At 57.5% G+C, this 16,593-nt stretch carries 15 protein-coding genes; 12 read left to right on the top strand and 3 right to left on the bottom strand.

Going from position 1 to position 16,593, the window contains the following annotated elements:
* Window positions 1-59 precede the first annotated feature (59 nt).
* The 3 genes from fadI to sixA all read left to right on the top strand — a co-directional run bounded on the left by fadI (window position 60) and on the right by sixA (window position 4,212).
* On the top strand, window positions 60-1,370 hold the full coding sequence (gene fadI / locus ACTJJA_RS14135) for an acetyl-CoA C-acyltransferase FadI (protein WP_089597890.1): 1,311 nt from the start codon (window positions 60-62) through the stop codon (window positions 1,368-1,370).
* Window positions 1,370-3,517 (top strand): fatty acid oxidation complex subunit alpha FadJ, encoded by a 2,148-nt coding sequence (fadJ, locus tag ACTJJA_RS14130; protein WP_440668492.1) that lies wholly within the window; start codon window positions 1,370-1,372, stop codon window positions 3,515-3,517. The genes fadI and fadJ overlap by 1 nt, the downstream gene beginning before the upstream one ends.
* Window positions 3,518-3,726: 209 nt before the next feature.
* Window positions 3,727-4,212 (top strand): phosphohistidine phosphatase SixA, encoded by a 486-nt coding sequence (gene sixA, locus ACTJJA_RS14125; protein ID WP_003861375.1) that lies wholly within the window; start codon window positions 3,727-3,729, stop codon window positions 4,210-4,212.
* Between the two features lie 46 nt (window positions 4,213-4,258).
* Here sixA and smrB read toward each other — a convergent pair whose 3' ends face one another.
* Window positions 4,259-4,810, bottom strand: a complete 552-nt coding sequence (gene smrB, locus ACTJJA_RS14120; RefSeq protein WP_440668491.1) for an endonuclease SmrB — start codon at window positions 4,808-4,810, stop codon at window positions 4,259-4,261.
* Between the two features lie 145 nt (window positions 4,811-4,955).
* Between smrB and prmB the strand changes: the two genes are divergently transcribed.
* From prmB to ACTJJA_RS14090, 6 genes are read left to right on the top strand one after another with little or no spacing between them, the layout of a single operon-like run.
* Entirely contained in the window at window positions 4,956-5,888 is a 933-nt protein-coding gene (gene prmB, locus ACTJJA_RS14115; RefSeq protein ID WP_023312578.1) for a 50S ribosomal protein L3 N(5)-glutamine methyltransferase, read from the top strand.
* 60 nt (window positions 5,889-5,948) lie between these two features.
* Window positions 5,949-7,034, top strand: a complete 1,086-nt coding sequence (aroC, locus tag ACTJJA_RS14110; protein WP_421510800.1) for a chorismate synthase — start codon at window positions 5,949-5,951, stop codon at window positions 7,032-7,034.
* A gap of 2 nt (window positions 7,035-7,036) precedes the next feature.
* On the top strand, window positions 7,037-7,861 hold the full coding sequence (mepA, locus tag ACTJJA_RS14105) for a penicillin-insensitive murein endopeptidase (protein ID WP_010433221.1): 825 nt from the start codon (window positions 7,037-7,039) through the stop codon (window positions 7,859-7,861).
* Window positions 7,861-8,670, top strand: coding sequence for a sulfite exporter TauE/SafE family protein (locus ACTJJA_RS14100; RefSeq protein ID WP_089597892.1), 810 nt, complete (start codon window positions 7,861-7,863; stop codon window positions 8,668-8,670). The genes mepA and ACTJJA_RS14100 overlap by 1 nt, the downstream gene beginning before the upstream one ends.
* A complete protein-coding gene (locus ACTJJA_RS14095) occupies window positions 8,670-9,215 on the top strand; it encodes an elongation factor P hydroxylase (protein ID WP_238458825.1) in 546 nt (181 codons plus the stop codon). The genes ACTJJA_RS14100 and ACTJJA_RS14095 overlap by 1 nt, the downstream gene beginning before the upstream one ends.
* A 13-nt stretch (window positions 9,216-9,228) precedes the next feature.
* A complete protein-coding gene (locus ACTJJA_RS14090; protein WP_048029667.1) occupies window positions 9,229-9,507 on the top strand; it encodes a YfcL family protein in 279 nt (92 codons plus the stop codon).
* 58 nt (window positions 9,508-9,565) lie between these two features.
* Here the strand turns inward: ACTJJA_RS14090 and mnmC are convergent, their stop codons facing one another.
* On the bottom strand, window positions 9,566-11,563 hold the full coding sequence (gene mnmC, locus ACTJJA_RS14085) for a bifunctional tRNA (5-methylaminomethyl-2-thiouridine)(34)-methyltransferase MnmD/FAD-dependent 5-carboxymethylaminomethyl-2-thiouridine(34) oxidoreductase MnmC (protein ID WP_440668490.1): 1,998 nt from the start codon (window positions 11,561-11,563) through the stop codon (window positions 9,566-9,568).
* A gap of 158 nt (window positions 11,564-11,721) precedes the next feature.
* Between mnmC and fabB the strand changes: the two genes are divergently transcribed.
* Together fabB and ACTJJA_RS14075 are read left to right on the top strand one after the other, a co-directional pair.
* Window positions 11,722-12,939 (top strand): beta-ketoacyl-ACP synthase I, encoded by a 1,218-nt coding sequence (fabB, locus tag ACTJJA_RS14080; protein WP_089597894.1) that lies wholly within the window; start codon window positions 11,722-11,724, stop codon window positions 12,937-12,939.
* 68 nt (window positions 12,940-13,007) lie between these two features.
* On the top strand, window positions 13,008-14,186 hold the full coding sequence (locus ACTJJA_RS14075) for an MFS transporter (protein ID WP_440668489.1): 1,179 nt from the start codon (window positions 13,008-13,010) through the stop codon (window positions 14,184-14,186).
* Between the two features lie 91 nt (window positions 14,187-14,277).
* On the opposite strand, the gene flk is transcribed toward ACTJJA_RS14075, so the two are convergent.
* Window positions 14,278-15,285, bottom strand: a complete 1,008-nt coding sequence (gene flk, locus ACTJJA_RS14070) for a flagella biosynthesis regulator Flk (protein ID WP_440668488.1) — start codon at window positions 15,283-15,285, stop codon at window positions 14,278-14,280.
* Window positions 15,286-15,397: 112 nt separating this feature from the next.
* Between flk and pdxB the strand changes: the two genes are divergently transcribed.
* Complete coding sequence (gene pdxB / locus ACTJJA_RS14065) at window positions 15,398-16,534, top strand: 4-phosphoerythronate dehydrogenase PdxB (RefSeq protein WP_440668487.1); 1,137 nt, start codon at window positions 15,398-15,400, stop codon at window positions 16,532-16,534.
* Window positions 16,535-16,593: the final 59 nt, after the last annotated feature.

Genomic DNA, 16,593 nt, shown 5'->3' with positions numbered 1-16,593 from the left:
AGACTGTTATCAGGTCAGACCACTTTATATTTGTGTAAAGTTTTTTACAGGGGAATGTTATGAGTCAGGCATTACCGCTTATCACCCGACAAGGTGATCGCATTGCCATTGTTAGCGGGTTGCGAACGCCGTTTGCGCGTCAGGCAACTGCCTTTCATGGTATACCGGCCGTCGATCTGGGAAAAATGGTCGTAGGCGAGATGCTGGCTCGCAGCGAAATTCCGCCTGAGGTCATCGAACAGTTGGTCTTCGGCCAGGTCGTGCAGATGCCTGAAGCCCCCAACATTGCACGTGAAATTGTTCTCGGCACGGGAATGAATGTGCACACCGATGCCTACAGCGTCAGTCGCGCCTGCGCGACCAGCTTTCAGGCGGTGGCTAACGTGGCCGAAAGCCTGATGGCGGGGACTATTCGCGCGGGTATCGCGGGCGGGGCGGACTCCTCTTCAGTTCTGCCGATTGGGGTCAGCAAAAAGCTGGCACGTATCCTCGTGGATGCGAACAAAGCCCGCACGACCGGCCAGAAACTTAAACTCTTCTCGCGTTTACGCCTGCGCGATCTGATGCCTGTTCCGCCCGCGGTGGCTGAATATTCAACCGGCCTGCGCATGGGCGATACCGCTGAGCAGATGGCGAAAACCTACGGCATCACCCGCGAACAGCAGGATGCCCTGGCGCATCGTTCGCACCAGCTCGCTGCGAAGGCCTGGTCGGAAGGTAAACTTGCCGACGAGGTGATGACGGCTTACATCCCACCTTTCCGCGAACCTCTGGTGGAAGATAACAATATCCGTGGCACCTCGACGCTGGCGGATTACGCAAAACTGCGCCCGGCGTTTGACCGTAAACATGGCACCGTTACGGCGGCCAACAGTACGCCTCTGACGGACGGTGCTGCGGCCGTGATCCTGATGACCGAATCCCGTGCGAAGGAGCTGGGCATCACCCCGCTGGGTTATTTGCGAAGCTATGCGTTTACGGCGATTGATGTCTGGCAGGACATGTTGTTAGGTCCAGCCTGGTCCACGCCGCTGGCGCTGGAGCGCGCGGGGCTGACGCTGGCTGACTTAACCCTGATCGATATGCACGAAGCCTTTGCCGCACAAACCCTGGCAAACATCCAGCTGCTGGCAAGCGAACGCTTCGCGCGCGATGTACTGGGCCGTGCCCACGCGACCGGCGAAGTGGATCAGAGTAAGTTTAACGTGCTTGGCGGATCCATCGCTTACGGCCATCCGTTTGCGGCAACGGGCGCGCGTATGATTACCCAAACGTTACATGAACTTCGTCGCCGCGGCGGTGGGTTTGGTCTCGTTACCGCCTGTGCGGCAGGCGGTCTTGGCGCAGCAATGGTTCTGGAGGCTGAATAATGGACATGCCAACTGCATTCAATCTGACGGTTCGCCTCGATAACGTGGCCGTTATCACTATTGATGTGCCTGATGAAAAGATGAATACCCTGAAGGCCGAATTTGGTGTTCAGGTACGCGCGATGCTAAAGCAGCTCCGCGAAAACAAAGCCATTCGCGGTCTGGTGTTTATCTCGGCCAAGCCGGATAACTTTATTGCCGGGGCCGATATCAACATGATTGCCCGCGCGCAAAGCGCCCAGGAAGCCGAAGAGCTGGCGCGTCAGGGGCAGCAGGTGATGGCTGAGATCCACGCCCTGTCGTTCCCGGTGATTGCTGCCATTCACGGCGCTTGTCTGGGGGGCGGTTTAGAGCTGGCGCTGGCCTGCCATAGCCGCATTTGTACCGATGATGCAAAAACGGTGTTAGGCCTGCCGGAAGTGCAGTTAGGCCTGTTACCTGGCTCGGGTGGAACGCAGCGTTTACCGCGTCTGGTGGGGGTGAGTACCGCGCTGGAGATGATCTTAACCGGCAAGCAGCTGCGCGCCCGTCAGGCGCTGAAAGTGGGACTGGTCGATGAAGTGGTTCCCCACTCGATTTTGCTGGAGGCCGCCGTTGAACTGGCCCTGAAAGGGCGTCAGGCAAAACGTCCTCTTCCTGTGCGTGAGCGCGTGCTGGCAGGGCCACTGGGGCGCGCGCTCCTGTTCAACATGGTAAGCAAAAAGACCGAGCAAAAAACCAAAGGCAACTACCCGGCGGCGAAGCGCATTCTTGAAGTGATTGAAATCGGCTTGTCACAGGGCAGCAGCAGCGGTTATGCCGCCGAGGCAAAAGCCTTTGGTGAACTGGCAATGACGCCGCAGTCTCAGGCGCTGCGCAGCATCTTCTTTGCCAGCACTGACGTTAAAAAAGATCCGGGAAGCGAAGCTGAGCCTGCGCCGCTGCGCGCCGTTGGGGTGCTGGGGGGCGGGCTGATGGGCGGTGGAATTGCGTTTGTCACTGCCAGCAAAGGCAAATTGCCGGTGCGTATCAAAGACATTAATCCTAAGGGAATCAACCACGCGCTTCAGTACAGCTGGCAGAACCTTGATCAGAAGGTTAAACGCCGCCATATCAAAGCAAGCGAGCGCGATAAAACACTCGCGATGATCACTGGCACCACGGACTACCGCGGTTTTGCACATCGCGATCTGGTGATAGAAGCCGTGTTTGAAGATCTGGCGCTCAAGCAGCAAATGGTGGCAGACGTTGAACAGCATTGCGCCCCGCATACCATCTTTGCTTCAAACACCTCGTCATTGCCGATTGGCAACATCGCGGCGAAAGCCGCACGACCGGAGCAGGTAATTGGTCTGCACTTTTTCAGCCCGGTTGAAAAAATGCCGCTGGTGGAGGTTATTCCACACGCGACCACCAGTCCGCAAACCGTTGCCACGGTGGTCAAGCTCGCGAAAAAGCAGGGCAAAACGCCGATTGTCGTGGCAGATAAAGCAGGCTTCTACGTCAATCGTATTCTGGCTCCCTACATTAATGAAGCAATGCGGTTGCTGACGGAAGGGGAGAAGATTGAGCACGTCGATGAGGCGCTGGTGAAGTTTGGTTTCCCTGTCGGCCCAATCCAACTTTTGGATGAGGTAGGAATAGATACCGGCACTAAAATTATACCTGTACTGGAAGCTGCTTACGGAGACCGTTTTAGCCCCCCTGCAAATATTGTTTCTGCAATTTTGAAGGACGATCGCAAAGGCAGAAAAAATGAACGCGGTTTCTATCTTTACGGGGCAAAAGGGCGTAAAAGCAAGAAACAGGTCGACCCTGCGGTTTATGGGCTTATTTCTGTTACCGGTCAGGGAAAACTGTCGTCAGCGCAGTGTGCTGAGCGTTGTGTGATGATGATGCTCAACGAAGCGGCGCGCTGTTTCGGCGAACAGGTGATCAAAAGCGCACGTGATGGTGACATCGGTGCCGTATTTGGTATTGGTTTCCCGCCGTTCCTTGGCGGCCCGTTCCGGTATATGGACACCCTCGGGGCGGGTGAAGTGGTTGCAATTCTGCAACGTCTGGCTTCGCAATATGGTCCACGGTTTACACCCTGTGACGAATTATTGCAGATGGCGGAACGGGGCCAGACATTCTGGCCTGCAAGGGAAACTGTCCTCGTAAGCTGAGGTCAAAGAAGGGTAAATCCTTCGGTGAAGAGACCTGTTTTGGCGAATTTGTAAACAGAGATTGACTATACTTACGCCATTGAGGTAAAAAACAGCGTTTCATTCACCGAATGGATCAGGCACAATGCCCGGCCATCGGGTTTTCTACCTCCCAGCTTTAATCGCGGGTAGTCAACGCCGGTGATTCTGGTTAACAAAAGCGGTGCAATATGCAAGTTTTTATCATGCGTCACGGCGACGCGGCACTCGATGCCGCCAGTGACTCAGTACGTCCTTTGACAGTCTGTGGCTGCGACGAATCCCGTCAAATGGCTACCTGGCTTAAAGGTCAAAAAGTGGACATCGAACGCGTTCTGGTGAGTCCGTTCCTGCGTGCAGAACAGACGCTGGATGTGGTGGGGGAGTGTATGAACCTGCCTTCCAGTGTGGATGTTCTCCCTGAACTCACCCCATGTGGCGATGTAGGCCTTGTCAGCGCTTATCTCCAGGCGCTGTGCAATGAAGGTGTCGCTTCCGCACTGGTCATTTCCCACCTGCCGCTGGTCGGCTATCTGGTATCTGAGCTGTGCCCTGGCGAAACGCCGCCTATGTTCACGACCTCCGCCATTGCCAACGTCACCCTCGACGAAACCGGCAAAGGTGTCTTTAACTGGCAAATGAGTCCGTGCAACCTGAAGATGGCAAAAGCGATCTGACGTGACGTGCGATATGGCGGGGTGCAATGTGCTTCCCGCCATCCTGTCAGGGCAACTCTGGCGGCTGCCATTCCTCGACTTCAATCAACACCAGCAATGCGGCATCTCCGCCGTACGCTTTCGGTGCCTGATGAAACGCCATCACGTGTGGATGCTGAGCCAGCCACAGCGGCGTCTGTTGCTTGAGAATATGTTTGCCGTGACCGTGCATCACGCAGGCGCAAAAAACGTGTTCGCGACGACATGCCGCAATCAACGCCCCCAGCTCCTGTTTCGCCTGCATTTGGGTTAACCCGTGCAGATCGAGAAACAGTTCCGGTGAATAGTCCCCACGGCGTAATTTTTTCAGCTCAAAATGGCTGACGTCTTCACGTACGTACTTCACAGCCCCCTGCGTGTTGAGCAGCGGCTGAAATTCATCTGAAAAATAGTGGCTGTTATCGGCCTGCTCCTGGAGCAGTCGTTTGACCGGCACTTCACTGATTTTTTTGCGCTGAGGACGATGAACGATGGTGTCCTGCGTGATTTTACGCGTCCCGGTCATCAGCTGTCGGAAGAGTGTCTGATCCTCCTCGCTGAGCGATGTTTTCTTTTTCATTTGGCATTCTCATCTCGTATTTCCGATAGTGTACCCGACTAAACGCATTTTTTAACCTCAAGCGGTACGCGTCATTGCTGATTTATCGCCGTCTTCATGGCAAACTAGCCGCCGAAAATTATGCGAGCATGCCCTGGAGGAAAGAGTGGATAAAATTTTTGTCGATGAAGCAGTAAACGAGCTGCATACCATACAGGACATGTTGCGCTGGTCGGTTAGCCGCTTCAGCGCCGCCAACATCTGGTACGGTCACGGTACCGATAACCCGTGGGATGAGGCCGTTCAACTGGTGCTGCCGTCCCTCTACCTGCCGCTGGATATTCCGGAAGACATGCGTACCGCGCGCCTGACCTCCAGCGAGAAGCACCGCATCGTTGAGCGCGTGATCCGCCGCGTGAACGAGCGTATCCCGGTCGCCTACCTGACCAATAAAGCCTGGTTCTGCGGCCACGAGTTCTATGTTGATGAACGCGTGCTGGTGCCGCGCTCGCCGATTGGCGAGCTGATCAACAACCACTTTGAAGGACTGATTAACCATCAGCCGCAGCACATTCTGGATATGTGTACCGGCAGCGGCTGTATCGCCATCGCCTGCGCCTACGCCTTCCCGGAAGCGGAAGTGGACGCGGTCGATATTTCCACCGACGCGCTGGCCGTAACCGAGCACAATATTGAAGAGCACGGCCTGATCCATCACGTTACGCCAATTCGCTCCGATCTGTTCCGCGACCTGCCGACGCTGCAGTACGATCTGATCGTCACCAATCCGCCGTACGTCGATGCAGAAGACATGTCCGATCTGCCAAACGAATATCGCCATGAGCCGGAGCTGGGCCTGGCATCAGGCTCTGACGGACTGAAGCTGACCCGCCGCATTCTGGCCTGCGCGCCGGATTACCTGACCGACGACGGCGTTCTGATTTGTGAAGTGGGCAACAGCATGGTACATCTGATAGAGCAGTACCCGGATGTGCCGTTCACCTGGCTTGAGTTTGACAACGGCGGTGACGGCGTCTTTATGCTGACCAAAGCGCAGCTGCTCGACGCGCGCGAACACTTCAGCATCTATAAAGATTAATCCAGCGGGCTTCGGCCCGTTTCACAACGCTCAAACACAAACAACAACATCGGAGCCGTGATGGCAGGAAATAGTATTGGACAGGTATTCCGCGTGACCACCTTTGGGGAGTCGCACGGGTTGGCACTCGGTTGTATTGTCGACGGCGTACCGCCGGGCATCGAACTGACCGAAGCAGATTTACAGCACGACCTCGACCGTCGACGTCCGGGCACCTCTCGCTACACCACGCAGCGTCGCGAGCCGGACCAGGTCAAAATTCTTTCCGGCGTCTTTGAAGGGCGCACCACCGGGACCAGCATTGGCCTGCTGATCGAAAATACCGATCAACGCTCCCAGGACTACGGCGCCATCAAAGACGTTTTCCGTCCGGGCCACGCCGACTACACCTACGAACAAAAGTACGGCTTCCGTGACTATCGCGGTGGTGGACGTTCTTCCGCGCGTGAAACCGCGATGCGCGTGGCGGCAGGGGCGATTGCCAAGAAATACCTGCAGCAGAAATTTGGCATCGTTATCCGCGGCTGCCTGACCCAGATGGGCGACATTCCACTGGCGATCAAAGACTGGGAGCAGGTCGAGCAAAACCCGTTCTTTTGCGCGGATGCCGACAAGCTAGAGGCGCTCGACGAACTGATGCGCGGCCTTAAAAAAGAGGGTGACTCCATCGGTGCGAAAGTCACCGTGGTGGCTGACGGCGTCCCGGCTGGCTGGGGCGAGCCGGTATTTGACCGTCTCGACGCTGACATCGCCCACGCGCTGATGAGTATCAACGCGGTGAAGGGCGTCGAGATTGGCGACGGTTTTGACGTGGTTCAACTTCGCGGTAGCCAGAACCGCGACGAAATCACGAAAGCGGGCTTCCAGAGCAACCATGCGGGCGGCATTCTGGGCGGTATCAGCAGCGGGCAGCAGATTGTTGCCAACATCGCACTGAAGCCGACTTCCAGCATTACCGTGCCGGGCCACACGATTAACCGCTCTGGTGAAGAAGTTGAGATGATCACCAAAGGACGTCACGATCCGTGCGTGGGGATCCGCGCGGTGCCGATCGCAGAAGCGATGCTGGCGATCGTGTTGATGGATCACTTCCTGCGCCAGCGCGCGCAGAATGCGGATGTGACGACCACCATTCCACGCTGGTAAACATGAAAAAAACCGCAATTGCTCTGCTGGCGCTGCTCGCCAGTGGAGCCTCTCTGGCCGCCACGCCGTGGCAAAAAATCACCCATCCGGTGGCGGGGAGTGCGCAGTCCATCGGGGCCTTCTCTAACGGCTGCATCGTGGGCGCGCAGGAACTTCCGCTTCAGTCGGACACCTATCAGGTGATGCGTACCGATCAGCGCCGCTATTTCGGCCATCCGGATCTGGTGCTGTTTATACAGCGCCTTGGTAATCAGGTGCATAACCTGGGGCTGGGCACGATGCTGATCGGCGATATGGGGATGCCTGCCGGGGGTCGCTTCAACGGCGGTCATGCCAGCCACCAGACCGGACTGGATGTCGATATCTTCTTACAGCTGCCGAAAACGCGCTGGACGTCTTCGCAGCTGCTGAAACCGCAGGCGCTGGATTTGGTCGCGAGCGACGGTAAGCGCGTAGTGCCGTCCCTGTGGACGCAGGATGTCTCCAGCATGATCAAGCTGGCGGCAGAAGATAACGACGTCACGCGGATTTTCGTTAACCCGGCCATCAAGCAACAGCTCTGTCTGGATGCTGGAACGGATCGCGACTGGCTGCGCAAAGTGCGTCCGTGGTTCCAGCACCGTGCACATATGCACGTTCGTCTGCGCTGCCCGGCGAACAGTCTGGAATGTGAAGATCAGCCGCTTCCACCGCCTGGTGATGGCTGTGGTTATGAACTGCAAAGCTGGTTTGAACCGGCGAAGCCTGGAACCTCTAAGCCTGAGAAGAAGACACCGCCTCCGTTGCCGCCTTCCTGCCAGGCGCTACTGGATGAGCATGTACTTTAATGGATAATTTCGTCGATCTGTTTATGGTGTCACCGCTGCTGCTGGCGGTGCTCTTTTTTGTTGCGATGCTCGCCGGGTTTATCGATGCGCTGGCGGGTGGGGGCGGTTTGCTGACGGTTCCGGCGCTGCTGGCGGCCGGCATGAGCCCGGCTCAGGCGCTGGCTACTAACAAGCTGCAGGCCTGCGGTGGGTCGCTCTCGGCGTCACTCTATTTTATCCGCCGCAAGGTGGTGAGCCTGGCCGATCAGAAGCTCAATATTCTGATGACCTTTATTGGCTCGACGTCGGGCGCGCTGCTGGTTCAGCACGTGCAGTCCGATATTTTGCGTCAGATCCTGCCGATCCTGGTTATCTGCATCGGCCTGTACTTTTTGCTGATGCCTAAGCTCGGTGAAGAGGACCGCCAGCGTCGCCTGCACGGCCTGCCGTTCGCGCTGGTTGCCGGGGGCTGTGTAGGTTTTTATGACGGTTTCTTCGGCCCGGGCGCAGGCTCGTTTTACGCGCTGGCGTTCGTGACGCTGGCCGGGTTCAACCTCGCCAAATCCACTGCCCATGCCAAAGTGCTCAACGCGACCTCAAACGTCGGCGGCCTGCTGCTGTTTATCATTGGCGGCAAGGTTATCTGGGCAACCGGCTTTGTAATGATGGTGGGCCAATTTTTAGGCGCGCGCGTGGGCTCGCGTCTGGTATTGAGCAAGGGGCAAAAGCTGATCCGTCCGATGATTGTTGTGGTCTCTGCGGTGATGAGTGCCAAACTTCTTTATGACAGCCATGGACAGGAGATCCTCACCTGGTTGGGGATGCACTAATGAACAGTACGCATAAATACGAGCAGCTGATTGAGATTTTCGACGGCTGTTTTGCTGACGATTTTAATACCCGTCTGATTAAAGGCGACGACGAACCGATCTATCTTCCTGCTGATGCAGAGGTTCCGTATAACCGCATCGTGTTCGCACACGGATTTTACGCCAGCGGTTTGCACGAGATTTCGCACTGGTGCATCGCGGGGAAAGCACGTCGGGAGCTGGTGGACTTCGGTTACTGGTATTGCCCGGACGGGCGTGACGCCGCAACTCAGGGCCAGTTTGAAGATGTTGAAGTCAAACCCCAGGCGCTGGAGTGGCTGTTCTGCGTGGCGGCGGGCTTCCCGTTCAACGTGAGCTGCGACAACCTGGAAGGCGACTTCGAGCCGGATCGTATCGTCTTCCAGCGCCGCGTTCACAAGCAGGTGATGGAATATCTTGAGAAGGGCATCCCGGAACGTCCGGCGCGCCTGATCGAGGCTTTACAGAATTATTACCACACGCCGGAGATCACGGCGGAATGCTTCCCTTGGCCGGAAGATCTTTAACAGAGGAAAGAAGATGATCGCAGAATTTGAATCACGCATTCTGGCGTTAATTGATGACATGGTGGAACACGCCAGTGATGATGAGCTGTTCGCCAGCGGTTATCTGCGTGGTCACCTGACGCTTGCCGTAGCCGAGCTGGAGGCTGGTGACGATCACTCTGCCGACGCAGTTCACGAAGAAGTGACTCGCAGCCTTGAAAAAGCCATTCAGGCCGGGGAGCTCTCTCCGCGCGACCAGTCTCTGGTGCTGGGCATGTGGGACAATTTGTTCCAGCAGGCGAAAGCGAAGTAAGTGTTTCACCACCCTCTCCCTGTGGGAGAGGGACGGAGTCAGGGCACCAGACCGCACCCTACTTAACCTTCTTCCCCTTCAGCAGTTTCCGTACCCACAGTCGATTTGGGTTGAGTCCCGCAAGCGTAATTCTGTCCAGCGGAATCGGCTCATCGCTCATCTGCGCGGCTAACACCTCTGCCAGCAGCGGCGCAGAGCACAATCCCCTTGAGCCCAGCCCGCCGAGCATAAACAGCTCCTGATACACCGGTGCGCTTACCGCCGTGTCCCGGTTATCAGCGAGATCCTGATAGGCCGCAAGCGTTGCCTCATAGTCCGGCACGCTCCCCGCCATCGGCAGATGGTCACGCGTGGCGCAGCGTACGCCGCAGCGGGCTTCACCTTCGCTGACGTCAACCTCTTTCGCCCACGCCGCATCCGGGAAACAATCAATCAGACGCTGGCGGTTCTGCTGCTGGTCCGCGTCGCTGTAGCGCATTTCCGTTTCGCCACGATGATAGCTCGCCCCGATGCAGTGATGGCCGTTAGACGGATTTTGCGGCGTCAGATAGCCGTCATAGCACAGCACCTGACGCAACTTGCTCAGTTCGGGCGCGGTTGGGATATGGCTTACCTGGCCGCCGACCGGATAAACCGGCAATGTTTCTGTCTGAATAAACTGGCTGATGTTATGTCCGTTTGCCAGCACTACGCTTGCGTGCTGCGCCGCTTTGCCATCAGCAAAACGCAGATTCCAGCGTTCTGTCCGGCTAAGCGATTCAACCTTGTGGGCATAGTGCACCGTCAGCCCGCGAGACTGGGCCAGGGTCATCGCCGCCGCCGTCAGGTCGGCCGGGCACAGCCAGCCGCCGAGCGGATACTGTATACCGTCACAGCTCGTGTCGACGCCCGTGGTTTCAGCAACCTGCTGCGCAGTGACCGCATGGGCGATCGCCTCCGGCAGACCCAGCGACAGCATTTGCGCGATTTTTTGCTGGCTCTTCTCATCCCAGCCGAGCTGCGTCACGCCGCACCAGTCGTGGTCAAAATCAACAGGCAGAAGATCGTACAGACGACGAGCAAACGTAAATGCCGCCGGGAAAAACTGGAACAGCGCCGGGTCGTGCGCGCTCAGTAGAGGATAAAGCGCGCCCTGACGGTTGCCTGAGGCACCCGTCGCCGGTGCCTCATCGGCGCAGTAGAGCGTGACCTGCCAGCCACGGTGGAGAAGCGCGAGCGAGAGCAGGGCGCTGGCAATGCCGCCGCCAATGAGTGCTACCTCGCGTGTTGCACTGGCGCGACGGGAAAACCACGGCGCCTGAGCGGGGACATTCAACGTCTGTTCCATCGTCCCGACCAGCATGTCGCGCTTGCGGCCAAACCCCTTGGTTTTACGCATGGTAAAGCCCGCTTCCTGCAGCCCGCGGCGGACAAAACCTGCCGAGGTGAAGGTAGCGAGCGTTGCGCCCGGGCGGGCCAGACGCGCCATTGCGCTAAACAGATGCTGACTCCACATGTCCGGGTTTTTGGCGGGAGCAAAACCGTCCAGGAACCAGGCATCCACTTTCTGATTCATCGAATCGTCGAGCCGATCGGTAAGTTCGTTAATGTCGCCCAGCCATAAATCCAGGGTAACGCGTCCGCCGTCCAGAATCAGGCGATGGCAGCCACCCACGGCCGGTGGCCATTGCGCCTGAAGCTGCTCTGCCCAGGTTGCCAGCTCCGGCCAGTGCTGATGTGCGAGCTGTAAATCGTGCAAAGTGAGCGGGAATTTTTCAAAACTGACGAAATGTAATCTTTGGAGCGTAGCCTCTGGATGTGCAGCGTGAAACCGATCAAACGCCTGCCAGAGGGTCAGAAAATTGAGTCCGGTACCGAATCCGCTTTCCGCCACCACGAACAGGCTGCGCGGATGCGCGGGGAATCGGGCGCCGAGCTGGTTTCCGTCGAGAAAAACATAACGTGTCTCTTCAAGTCCGTTATCATTAGAAAAATAGACGTCATCAAAATCTCGGGAAACAGGTGTACCCTCAGCGTTGAATTCGAGGTTGGCGGGTTGTATAGCGTTTTGTTTCACGTAAGTTACTCGTCCGACAGGCAGTGGCACGATCTTAACGATGTGAGTCCATCGGTGCAAATTTCCTCAGAAATTGTCTGATCGGACTTGTTCGGCGTACAAGTGTACGCTATTGTGCGACTCGAAACTTACTATAGTGCGACTTACAGAGGTATTGAATGAAACGTGCAGTGATTACTGGCCTGGGCATCGTTTCCAGCATCGGTAATAACCAGCAGGAAGTCCTGGCATCTCTGCGTGAAGGACGCTCCGGGATCACTTTCTCTGAAGAGTTTAAAGATTCGGGAATGCGTAGCCACGTATGGGGTAACGTCAAACTGGACACCACCGGTTTGATCGACCGTAAAGTGGTTCGTTTCATGAACGATGCCTCTATTTACGCCTATCTTTCCATGCAGGAAGCGATTGCTGATGCTGGCCTGAGCGAAGACGTTTATCAGAACAACCCGCGCGTGGGTCTGATTGCCGGTTCCGGCGGTTCGTCTAAAGCGCAGGTATTCGGTGCGGATGCCATGCGTAGCCCGCGCGGCCTGAAAGCGGTAGGTCCATACGTTGTGACCAAAGCCATGGGTTCAGCGGTTTCTGCCTGCCTGGCGACACCGTTCAAAATTCACGGTGTGAACTACTCCATCAGCTCCGCCTGTGCGACTTCCGCGCACTGTATCGGTAACGCGGTTGAGCAAATCCAGCTGGGCAAACAGGACATCGTGTTTGCTGGCGGCGGCGAAGAGCTGGGCTGGGAAATGGCCTGTGAGTTCGACGCAATGGGCGCACTGTCCACCAAATACAACGAGACGCCAGATAAAGCGTCCCGTACCTATGACGCACACCGCGACGGTTTCGTTATCGCGGGCGGCGGCGGTATGGTTGTGGTTGAAGAGCTGGAACACGCTCTGGCTCGCGGCGCTCACATCTACGCTGAGATCGTGGGTTACGGCGCAACGTCCGACGGTGCAGACATGGTTGCTCCATCCGGCGAAGGCGCAGTGCGCTGCATGAAGATGGCGATGCACGGCGTTGATACCCCAATCGACTACCTGAACTCCCACGGTACCTCTACTCCAGTAGGCGACGTGAAAGAACTGGGTGCGATCCGCGAAGTCTTTGCGGATAAGAGCCCGGCGATCTCTGCAACCAAAGCCATGACCGGTCACTCTCTGGGTGCGGCTGGCGTGCAGGAAGCGATCTACTCTCTGCTGATGCTCGAACATGGCTTTATCGCGCCAAGCATCAACGTGGAAGAGCTGGATGAGCAGGCTGCTGGTCTGAACATCGTAACCAAACCAATGGATGCGACGCTGACGACCGTTATGTCTAACAGCTTCGGTTTCGGCGGCACCAACGCCACGCTGGTAATGCGTAAGCTGAAAGCATAAGCGTTTGAATGTATAGTAGAAGGGAGCCTGATGGCTCCCTTTTTTTATGCCTGAATTCGGAGTTATGCATGACGGCCGCTACATCAGATATAAACGCCACGTCCGGGAACACCTCGCTGTTCCGCATCGCTTTTGCGGTATTTCTTACCTACATGACCGTCGGCCTGCCACTGCCGGTGATCCCGCTGTTTGTTCACCAGGAGTTGGGCTATGGCAACACCCTGGTTGGCATCGCCGTGGGTATTCAGTTTTTAGCGACGGTGTTAACGCGTGGCTATGCCGGACGCCTGGCGGATCAGCGCGGTGCAAAACGGTCAGCTTTGCAGGGCATGTTTGCCTGCGGTCTGGCGGGCGGCGCATGGCTGCTGGCCGCGCTCCTGCCGGTAGACGCCGTGTATAAATTTGCGCTGCTGGTGGTGGGGCGTTTAATCCTGGGATTCGGTGAAAGTCAGCTGCTGACCGGGACCCTGACCTGGGGGATGGGGCTGGTTGGCCCTGCGCGTTCGGGCAAGGTCATGTCCTGGAACGGGATGGCCATCTACGGTGCCCTGGCAGCAGGTGCTCCGCTGGGTCTGCTGATCCACAGCCACTTTGGTTTTGCGGCACTGGCGGGTACCACCATGGTGCTGCCGCTGCTGGCGTGGGCATTTAATGGTTCGGTGCGAAAAGTCCCGGCCCATAAAGGCGAACGCCCATCCCTGTGGAGCGTGGTCGGTCAAATCTGGCAGCCGGGTCTCGGCCTGGCGCTACAGGGCGTTGGCTTCGCGGTGATTGGTACCTTCGTCTCCCTGTACTTTATGAGCCGTGGCTGGGCAATGGCGGGCTTTACGCTCACTGCGTTTGGCGGCGCGTTCGTACTGATGCGCGTGCTTTTTGGCTGGATGCCGGATCGCTTAGGCGGCGTGAAGGTGGCGGTGGCCTCGCTGGTCATTGAGACCATTGGTCTGCTGCTGCTCTGGCAGGCACCCAATGCCTACGTTGCGCTGCTGGGGGCGGCGCTGACCGGCTGCGGTTGCTCGCTGATCTTCCCGGCGCTGGGCGTTGAGGTGGTGAAACGCGTGGCCCCGCAGGTACGCGGCACGGCGCTCGGTGGGTATGCCGCGTTTCAGGATATCTCCTACGGGGTTACTGCGCCGCTGGCGGGGCTGGTGGCGACATCCTTTGGCTATCCGTCCGTATTTCTTGCCGGGGCCGTTTCAGCGGTGGTGGGGATCGTGGTGACGCTGGTGGCGTTTCGCAGGACTTGAGCTGTTATTGCCGGGTAGCGGCTCTGCCTTACCCGGCCTACGGTTCGAGCCGTTGTAGGCCCGGTAAGCGGAGCGCCACCGGGCAAAAAGGTCAGGCAACCAGCCAGAAAATCGCCAGCACAATCAGCAACGCAATGAACATCAGCCCCGGACGGGCGGACAGCGTTTTGAAGGTTTCCACGACGGGCGCAAACAGCGGGCTGTAAATTGGCTGAATGTTCCGTGCTTCAGGAATGCCGCCTTCGCGCTCGGCGCGACGAACAAAGATCTGATTCAATATATCCTGCACCTGCGCGGTGGTCAGCACCGTTTGCGGCGTGGCCTGCCAGGTCTGCTGGGCATAATCCCGCACCGCCTCAAACTCGTGCGGTTCGAGCGGCTGCTTAAGTGCTGCCTGAACCGTGTGCAGGGTCGGGGTAGTTTGCGTGCTGAGCGTCTGGCGCGCCTGCAGCCAGGTGACCAGATGCGTAAACTGTCTGGCCGGGATCAACTCGCCGCTTTTCACGTCGGACAACTCCAGCATGGATTGCCAGATGAGCTTTGTCGACTCACCGGTGGCGGCGGCCAGTTTGGTCACCATCTGATTAAGCGTGTTGTGCTCAGCAGGCAGCAGCGGGCGTTCGGTCGCCGGGCGCAGCTGAGGCTGTGGAATCGACAGCTGATTGGTTTGCAGCAGCGTTAGCACCGTTTTGAGCTGATCGGGCGTGAGCTGGCTCAGGGCAGTCTGGCCATACTGTTGGCGAATAAAATCACTGACCGCCTGGCGATTGTTCCCCTGGCCCAGGAGCTCGGTCAACTGCGACACAATCTGTCGAGTGGTGTGATTTTGCTGCGCGGCGTTGATTCGCTGGTTCAGGTTCTGCTCTGCGGCAGGGAAGTGGCGCGACTGCAGCGGTACGTCGTTCTTCACGCCCAGGTCATGCTTCACCCCGGCCCAGACTTCCGCGTTTTGTTGCGACGTCAGCGCAATCAGGCGCGTGATCAGTCGCTCCAGCACGGTGCGCTGTTGCGTGGAGAGCGGCTGTTCGCCTGCGACACTCGGCGGCGTTAAGGGGCCTTCACCCGGAGGGCGCGGCGGCGTACCTGAAATAGGCTGCATCGTCGGAATCCTTAAAGTCAAAACTCAGCGTTAACCCGGCTGACATATATGCCTGGCGGCGAGATTATGGCACACTTGGCAGGTTTTCTTCCTCTCAAACAGGTACTCAGACGTGAAAATCCTCGTTGATGAAAATATGCCTTACGCCCGCGAGCTGTTTAGCCGCCTTGGTGACGTAAAGGCTGTCCCTGGTCGCCCAATCCCGGTCAATGAACTGGATGATGCCGATGCCCTGATGGTGCGCTCGGTGACCAAAGTAAATGAGGCGTTGCTTTCCGGCAAAACGGTGAAGTTTGTCGGCACCGCAACGGCAGGGACCGATCATGTGGATGACAAGTGGCTTAAGCAGGCGGGGATCGGTTTTTCCGCCGCGCCGGGCTGTAACGCCATTGCCGTTGTGGAATACGTTTTCTCCTCGCTGCTGATGCTGGCCGAGCGCGATGGTTTTGCGCTGAAAGACCGCACCGTGGGGATTGTCGGTGTGGGCAACGTGGGCGGTCGCCTGCAAAAGCGTTTTGAAGCGTTAGGGATCCGCACCCTGCTGTGCGACCCGCCGCGCAAAGATAAAGGCGATGAAGGCGACTTCCGCTCGCTGGATGAGCTGGTTGAACAGTGTGATGTGATCACCTTCCACACGCCGCTGTTTAAAGAGGGGCCGTATAAGTCTCTTCATCTGGCCGATGAAACGCTGATCCGCCGTCTGAAGGCTGGCACTATTCTGATAAATGCCTGCCGTGGCCCGGTCGTGGACAACGCCGCGCTGCTGACATGTCTGAACGAAGGACAAAACCTCAGTGTGGTGCTGGATGTCTGGGAACCCGAGCCGGAACTCAACGTTGAGCTACTCAACAAGGTGGACGTGGGCACCGCGCATATCGCTGGCTATACGCTTGAAGGCAAAGCGCGCGGCACGACGCAGGTGTTTGAAGCCTTTAGCGCCTTTATCGGTCATCTGCAGCAGGTAGCGCTGGATACCTTACTCCCCGCGCCAGAATTTGGTCGCATCACTCTGCACGGCCCGCTCGATCAGGCAACGCTGAAAAGGCTGGTGCATTTGGTGTATGATGTGCGCCGCGATGACGCGCTGCTGCGTAAATCAGCGGGTTTGCCGGGTGAGTTTGATAAGCTGCGCAAAAACTATGTTGAGCGCCGTGAATGGTCTTCCCTGTATGTGATGTGCGACGATGCGTCGGCGGCGACGCTGCTGCATAAACTCGGGTTTAACGCCGTTCATCACCCGGCACGTTAATGTCTTCTTAATGCTCCCTGTCGGAAACTCCGACAGGGACGCTTTTTTATTTCTGGAGT

This window comes from Enterobacter sp. 22452, from assembly GCF_052045065.1.
Classification (GTDB): Bacteria; Pseudomonadota; Gammaproteobacteria; order Enterobacterales; family Enterobacteriaceae; genus Enterobacter; species Enterobacter mori.
This window is presented reverse-complemented; position numbering and strand designations above follow the sequence as displayed.

Excerpts from the sequence above, each read along its gene's own strand:
- fadI (WP_089597890.1), top strand. The coding sequence starts at position 60 with ATGAGTCAGGCATTACCGCTTATCACCCGACAAGGTGATCGCATTGCC.
- fadJ (WP_440668492.1), top strand. The coding sequence starts at position 1,370 with ATGGACATGCCAACTGCATTCAATCTGACGGTTCGCCTCGATAACGTG.
- sixA (WP_003861375.1), top strand. The coding sequence starts at position 3,727 with ATGCAAGTTTTTATCATGCGTCACGGCGACGCGGCACTCGATGCCGCC.
- smrB (WP_440668491.1), bottom strand. The coding sequence starts at position 4,810 with ATGAAAAAGAAAACATCGCTCAGCGAGGAGGATCAGACACTCTTCCGA.
- aroC (WP_421510800.1), top strand. The coding sequence starts at position 5,949 with ATGGCAGGAAATAGTATTGGACAGGTATTCCGCGTGACCACCTTTGGG.
- mepA (WP_010433221.1), top strand. The coding sequence starts at position 7,037 with ATGAAAAAAACCGCAATTGCTCTGCTGGCGCTGCTCGCCAGTGGAGCC.
- ACTJJA_RS14100 (WP_089597892.1), top strand. The coding sequence starts at position 7,861 with ATGGATAATTTCGTCGATCTGTTTATGGTGTCACCGCTGCTGCTGGCG.
- ACTJJA_RS14095 (WP_238458825.1), top strand. The coding sequence starts at position 8,670 with ATGAACAGTACGCATAAATACGAGCAGCTGATTGAGATTTTCGACGGC.
- ACTJJA_RS14090 (WP_048029667.1), top strand. The coding sequence starts at position 9,229 with ATGATCGCAGAATTTGAATCACGCATTCTGGCGTTAATTGATGACATG.
- fabB (WP_089597894.1), top strand. The coding sequence starts at position 11,722 with ATGAAACGTGCAGTGATTACTGGCCTGGGCATCGTTTCCAGCATCGGT.
- ACTJJA_RS14075 (WP_440668489.1), top strand. The coding sequence starts at position 13,008 with ATGACGGCCGCTACATCAGATATAAACGCCACGTCCGGGAACACCTCG.
- flk (WP_440668488.1), bottom strand. The coding sequence starts at position 15,285 with ATGCAGCCTATTTCAGGTACGCCGCCGCGCCCTCCGGGTGAAGGCCCC.